General features: G+C 72.7%; 6 protein-coding genes. 3 read left to right on the top strand and 3 right to left on the bottom strand.

The features are described from left to right. Positions 1–28 precede the first annotated feature (28 nt). Complete coding sequence (locus R2S09_RS30660) at positions 29–1180, top strand: MFS transporter (RefSeq protein WP_306191533.1); 1152 nt, start codon at positions 29–31, stop codon at positions 1178–1180. A gap of 51 nt (positions 1181–1231) precedes the next feature. On the opposite strand, the gene R2S09_RS30665 is transcribed toward R2S09_RS30660, so the two are convergent. Both R2S09_RS30665 and R2S09_RS30670 read right to left on the bottom strand, forming a co-directional pair. Next, on the bottom strand, positions 1232–1645 hold the full coding sequence (locus R2S09_RS30665; protein WP_306191525.1) for a VOC family protein: 414 nt from the start codon (positions 1643–1645) through the stop codon (positions 1232–1234). Positions 1646–1831: 186 nt separating this feature from the next. Continuing rightward, positions 1832–2287, bottom strand: a complete 456-nt coding sequence (locus R2S09_RS30670; protein WP_316744516.1) for a universal stress protein — start codon at positions 2285–2287, stop codon at positions 1832–1834. Positions 2288–2548: 261 nt separating this feature from the next. Between R2S09_RS30670 and R2S09_RS30675 the strand changes: the two genes are divergently transcribed. Next, complete coding sequence (locus R2S09_RS30675; RefSeq protein WP_316744518.1) at positions 2549–4945, top strand: glycosyl hydrolase family 65 protein; 2397 nt, start codon at positions 2549–2551, stop codon at positions 4943–4945. Between the two features lie 216 nt (positions 4946–5161). Here the strand turns inward: R2S09_RS30675 and R2S09_RS30680 are convergent, their stop codons facing one another. After that, positions 5162–5740 (bottom strand): TetR/AcrR family transcriptional regulator, encoded by a 579-nt coding sequence (locus R2S09_RS30680; protein ID WP_306191528.1) that lies wholly within the window; start codon positions 5738–5740, stop codon positions 5162–5164. A gap of 268 nt (positions 5741–6008) precedes the next feature. Between R2S09_RS30680 and R2S09_RS30685 the strand changes: the two genes are divergently transcribed. Beyond that, positions 6009–6555 (top strand): 2Fe-2S iron-sulfur cluster-binding protein (locus tag R2S09_RS30685; protein WP_316744520.1); only part of this gene is annotated, 547 nt, incomplete at its 3' end.

The following is a 6555-nucleotide window of genomic DNA, read 5'->3' on the forward strand; positions in this document are numbered from 1 at the left end:
GCACGACGGCGAGACCGCGGCGGCGCGGATGTGGCCGCTGTACGCGGCCGGGTTCACCACCGCCTTCGGCGCCCATGGCATCGCCGCCAACCTGGGCGGCCGCTCCGCCGACGCGGTCAGGTCCCTGCTCGTGCTCGGCGGGCTCCTCGCCCTGTACGACGCGGCGGAGGTGCTGCTCAAGCCGGTCTTCGGCAGCCTCGCCGACCGCGTCGGGACCCGTCCGGTCATCCTCGGCGGCCTCGTGGCCTTCGCGCTCGCCTCCGCCGCGTATGCCGTGGCCGGCAGCCCGCCGTGGCTGTGGGCGGCGCGCCTCGGCCAGGGTGCGGCCGCCTCGGCGTTCTCCCCGGCGGCCTCCGCGACGGTGGCCCGACTCACCCCCGCCGCCACCCACGGCCGGGCGTTCGGCAGCTACGGCTTCTGCAAGTCCATCGGCTACACCGCGGGTCCGCTTCTGGGCGGCGTCCTCGTATGGGCGGGCGGGCTGCGTCTGCTGTTCGGCGTCCTGGCCGTGCTCGGCACGGCGGTGGCCGTATGGGTGGCGACCGCCGTCCCGCGCGTGCCGCCCCTGCCACGCCGGCGCCAGACGCTCCTCGACCTCGCCCGCCGCCTGGCCGACCCCGCCTTCCTGGGCCCGACCGGCGCCCTCGCGGCCGCCACCGCCGCGCTCTCCGCCGGCGTCGGCTTCCTGCCCGTCTCCGGCGCCGCCGCCGGGCTCGGCACCATCACCACCGGGGCGGCCGTCTCCGTGCTCGCGCTGTGCGCGGCCGTGGTCCAGCCCCGCACCGGCCGTGCCCTGGACGCCGAACGGCTGACCGTGCGCACCGGGCTGGCGGCCGGACTCGCCGTGACCGCCGCCGGACTCGCGGCCGCGACGCTGCCCGGCCCGGCCGGCGTACTCCTCGCCGCCGCCCTCATCGGCACCGGAACCGGCGTGATCACACCGCTCGGCTTCGCCGCCCTGGCGGCGGCCACCCCCGCGGAACGCCTCGGCGGGACCATGGGAGCCGCCGAGCTGGGCCGCGAACTCGGCGATGCCGGCGGCCCGCTGATCGTCGGCGCCGTCGCCGCCACCGCCACTCTCACCTACGGATACGCCGCCTTGGCCGTCCTGTTGGCCGCCGGGCTGCCGCTGCTCGCCCTGGCCCACCGCACGGCAGCGGTGCGATCACCGGGCAGGTGACGGCGTTCGTGACGCCTTCGGGCGGCTGCCCGGCGGTGCCACGACGTCCCGTCAGCTCTGCGGACCGGTGATGTCGACCATCCACGGAATGCCGAACCGGTCCGTGCACATGCCGAACACATCGCCCCACATCTGCTTCTCCAGCGGCACGGCCACCGAGCCGCCGGCGGACAGCTTCTCCCAGTAGCCGCGCAGGTCGGCGTCGTCGTCGCCGCTCAGGCTCACCGTGATGTTGGTGCCGGGGCTGTGTTCCATGCCGGGCGGGATGTCGGAAGCCATCAGTGTGAAGCCACTCGGGGTCTCCAGCATGGCGTGCATGATCCGGTCGGCGTCCGCGCCCCCCGGCTGGCCGACGTCACCGTAGGTGTTGAGGGCCAGGGTGCCGCCGAAGACGTCCTTGTAGAACTCCATCGCCTGCCGGGCGGTGCCGTCGAAGCTGAGGTAGGGGTTGAGACGGGATGCCATGAGTGCCTCCTGAACGGGCCCGAGGGTCATTTGCGGGCACAGTAACGCGGGCCACTGACAACGGCCCGTCGACGCGGCACCCGGTGTCACGAAGCGGTGACGGATCCCAAGTTGGCGGTGCGGGGGCACCAGCGGGCGGACCCTCCGGAGCAGCCCGAGGTCATGCGGGATCACCGGATCACCGGGTCAGCGGGCGTGGCCGTCGTGGTCATGCCGGACCACGACCACGGGACAGGCCGCGTGCTGGGCGCAGCGCTGGCTCACCGAGCCCAGCATCGCCCGGGCGAAGCCGCCGCGTCCGCGGCCGCCCACGACGAGGAGTTCCGCTCCTTCGGACGCCCGGATCAGCACCTCGGACGGATCGCCCTCGACGACGTGTTCCTCCAGATACGCGGGGCGGCCGGCCGCGAACACCTCGCGGAGCTCCTCCGCGAAGCGTTCCCGGCCCTGCTGGAGGTCGAACTCGGGGTCGATCGCCGGTCCGGTCCAGCCGACGACCGACGGCGTCTCCCAGGCGTGGATCGCCTCCACGACGCCGTCGACGAGCCGGGCATATCCCGCCGCCCAGCGCAGCGCGGCGTACGACGACGGCGAACCGTCCACACCCACGACCACCCGGCTTCGCGGTCCCGAGGGCTGCATGGCCACCTCACTCAGCAGTCGCTGTCCCTACATCCACGCTGCACGGGCCGCCCCGGCCCCGCCAGCCGGGGGCCGCCGCCGGCACCCGAGCCGCGCCCGCTCCCGGCCGGACCCCCTCGCGTCCGGGCGCCCCGGATGCGACGGTGACAACGGGACCACGTACCGCCGCACGAGGCGGCCGGCCGATGAAGACGCGGCCGGACGACGAGGACGCGGCCGGACGACGAAGAGCGGCGGGCACGAGGACGGAGAGGGCCGGTGATGGCGGTGACAGCGGTGACGACCACCCTGACGGCCGAGACCTGGGAGTACGAGGGTTACGAACCTGCCCAGGAGCGCCTGCGGGAGGCGCTGTGCACGCTGGGCAACGGCTGCTTCGCCACCCGCGGGGCCCTGCCGGAGTGCGACGCGGACGACGTGCACTACCCGGGAACCTATGTGGCGGGCTGCTACAACCGGCTCACCTCCGAGGTCGCGGGCCGTCAGGTCGAGAACGAGGACATGGTCAACCTGCCCAACTGGCTGCCGCTGCGCTTCCGGCTCGTGGACGGCGCCTGGCTCACCCCGGACACGGCGACCGTCCTCGACCACCAGCAGATCCTGCACGTGGACCGCGGTCTCCTGGAGCGCCGTACCCGCTTCGGGCTCGGGGAGGGACGGGCGCTGACCGTGCGCCAGCAGCGGATCGTGCACATGGCCGATCCGCATCTGGCCGCGCTGCGCACCGAGTTCACCGCCGAGGGCTTCACGGCGGACCTGGAGGTCGAGGCGGCGATCGACGGGGGCGTCACCAACGCCGGGGTGCCCCGCTACCGGGACCTGGACGGCCACCACCTCACCCATGTGCACACCGGCTCCGCCGAGCCCGGCACGGTGTGGCTGCGCTGCCGCACCCGTACCTCCGACATCCGGATCGGCATGGCCACCCGGCTGACCGGCGGCGGACCGGTCACGACCCGGCACGAGCACCCGCGCGCCGTCCAGACGGTGCGCCTGCGAGTGGAGCCCGGCAGCACCGTCACCGTCGACAAGACCGCCGTAGTGCACACCTCGCGCGACCCGGCCATCAGCGACCCGCGGTGCGCCGCGACCGAACGGGCGGAGACAGCTCCCGGCTTCGACGACCTGCTGCGCAGCCACCGGGCGGCCTGGGACCAGCTGTGGCGCGTGACCGAGATCGACGTCCCCGGTGAGCCGGGCCGCATCCTGCGTCTGCACCTGTTCCACGTGCTGCAGACCCTCTCCCCGCACACCGCGGACCTGGACGTCGGAGTGCCCGCCCGCGGACTGCACGGCGAGGCCTACCGGGGGCACGTCTTCTGGGACGAGCTGTTCGTCCTGCCGTACCTCAACCTGCACCTGCCCGAGGTCTCCCGCGCCCTGCTGCACTACCGCCACCGGCGCCTGACACAGGCCTGTTCGGCGGCGCGCGCGGCCGGTCGGCGGGGCGCGATGTATCCGTGGCAGAGCGGCAGCGACGGCCGGGAGGAGACCCAGCGGCTGCACCTCAATCCGCACTCCGGGCGCTGGTTGCCGGACCATTCGCACCTGCAGCGGCACGTCGGCTCGGCCGTCGTCTACAACGTGTGGCGGTACTGCGAGGCGAGCGGCGACGCCGACTTCCTGCACACTCAGGGCGCCGAGATGCTCCTTCAGGTCGCGCGTTTCTGGGCCGACTCGGCCACCTGGGACGAAGGCCTCGGGCGGCACCGCATCCGGGGCGTGATGGGCCCCGACGAGTACCACGACGCCTACCCGGACGCCGACCGGCCCGGCCTCGACGACAACGCCTACACCAACGTCACGGCCGCCTGGGTGCTCGCCCGCGCCCTGGAGCTGCTGCGCACCCTGCCGGAGCCGCGCCGGCGCGAACTCGTCGAGCGCACCGGCCTCGACGACGCGGAACTCGAACAGTGGGAGGAAATCTCCCGCACGCTGTACGTGCCCTTCCACGACGGCGTCATCAGCCAGTTCGACGGATACGGCGACCTGGAGGAACTCGACTGGGCCGGCTATCGCAGGCGCTACGACGACATCCGCCGCCTGGACCGGATCCTGGAGGCCGAGGGCGACACCGTCAACCGCTACAAGGCGTCCAAGCAGGCCGATGTGCTCATGCTCGGCTACCTCTTCTCGCCGTGCGAACTGATCTCGCTGTTCGGCCGGTTGGGCCACCACCTCGACGAGGCACTCTGGCAGCGCACCGTCGACCACTACCTGGACCGGACCAGCCACGGCTCCACCCTCAGCGGCCTGGTGCACGGCTGGGTGCTGGCGCGCTGCCGCCGCTCCGAGGCATGGACCTTCGTCCAGGAGGCCCTGCGCGGCGACGTCGCCGACCTCCAGGGCGGCACCACCGGTGAGGGCATCCACCTCGGCGCCATGGCCGGCACCCTCGATCTGGTACAGCGCGGGCTGCCCGGCCTGGAGACCCGCGAGGGCGCGCTCCGGCTCGACCCCGCCCCGCTGCCGGAGCTGTCCTCCTACGGCTTCTCCCTCCGCTACCAAGGGCACTGGGGCGTCCGGCTGCGACTGGAGCACGGCCGGACGGAGATCGCCGTGCCCCACTCCGACCGCTCACCGATCGACGTCCGCGTGGCCGACCGGGCCGTCCAGGTCCGGCCGGGGCAGACGTGCCACGTGGAACTGCCCGGGTGAGCCGGCCGCACTGTCCGTGATGCCGGTACGGCCCGTGATGCCGGCTCTCGTGCCGCAGCCGCGCATCCCGGGTTTCCGTCACGCTTCCCCCAGTGCCGGCACGTTTCCGCGTCCGCCGGTACGTTTCCGCTGGCCGGATTTATTCGCCGACGGCTTTCGCGCTGCGCGCACGGCGCTCACGCTGCGCGCACGGCGCTCACGCTGCGCGCGCTGCCGTCACCGGCCGGGCGCTCCCGCGCGCAGGCCGTCCATGACGAGGTCCAGGAGGCGGGTGGCGCGCGACTGCCAGTCGCCGTGGGGATCCATCTGCCAGAGGCCGGCGATGGCGAGGACGAAGTCGTCGGGGGTCACGTCCGGGCGGATCGTGCCGGCCTCGCTGTTGGCGCGCAGCAGGAGCTCGGTCGCCGCCATCAACGGGCTGTTGCCCGGCTTCGCCGGGCTGCCGGGCCCGCCGGTGGCCTGGCGGATCGCGTCGGCGAGGCCCGCCTTGGTCATGGCGAACCGGGCGAGGCGGTCCATCCACTCGCGCAGCGCCTGGTCGGGTTCGCGGCAGCGCAGCAGCTCGGCCGCGCTGTCGGCGACCTGCTGCATCTCGTGGCGGTAGATCTCCAGGACGAGTGCCTCGCGGTTGGGGAAGTTCCGGTAGAACGTGCCCTGACCGACTCCGGCCTTCCGGGCGATCACACTCAGCGGGGTGTCCGCGCAGCGGGTCAGCTCGGCCACCGCCACTTCCAGGATGGTCTCGCGGTTGCGTTGCGCGTCCGAGCGCAGCGGCGCGTCCTTCTTCTGCCGCACTCGTCCTCCTATTGGGTGCGTCGCCGAACCCGGTCTTGCTAAGCGGACAGCTGTCCGGTAGGTTTTCGGATAACGGACAGCTGTCCGCTTAGTACCACCATAGTTGCGCGACGTGTGTTTCGGCCATGTACGGCACTTTCTCTTCCTGTTCTTTTCCCGTCTCAAGACACTGCCGGCTCCTCGACTCGCCGCACTCCGTCCGTCCCTGATTCGTCCGTCTGCCAGGCCGTCCCTCGACGTGCTTCCGGATACGCGAAAGAAGCTGATCATGGACCCAGCCTCCCCGGCCCTCCCGACGTACAGCGCCATCACCTTGAACATCAACGGCGAGAAGCACACACTGACCGCCGACCACCGCACCACCCTGCTCGACGCCCTGCGCGAGCGTCTGGATCTGACCGGTACCAAGAAGGGCTGTGACCAGGGCCAGTGCGGAGCCTGCACCGTACTGGTCGACGGGCGCCGGGCCGTCGCCTGCCTCCAGCTCGCGGTGGCGGCCGAGGGACGCGAGATCACCACCATCGAGGGTGTGGCCGAGGGTGACACGCTCCACCCGGTGCAGCAGGCCTTCCTCGACCTCGACGGCTTCCAGTGCGGCTACTGCACACCGGGACAGATCTGCTCGGCCATCGCGGTGATCGAGGAGCACGCGGCCGGCTGGCCGAGCGCCGTCACCGACGACGTACGCCCCGAAGCGGGACCACCTCCGCTGACCGCCGACGAGATCCGCGAGCGGATGAGCGGCAACCTGTGCCGCTGCGGCGCATACGTGTCGATCGTGCGCGCCGTCGCCCGCGCCGCCGAGGACAAGGACA

Source organism: Streptomyces sp. MK7 (assembly GCF_032658145.1).
Lineage (GTDB): Bacteria > Actinomycetota > Actinomycetes > Streptomycetales > Streptomycetaceae > Streptomyces > Streptomyces spiralis.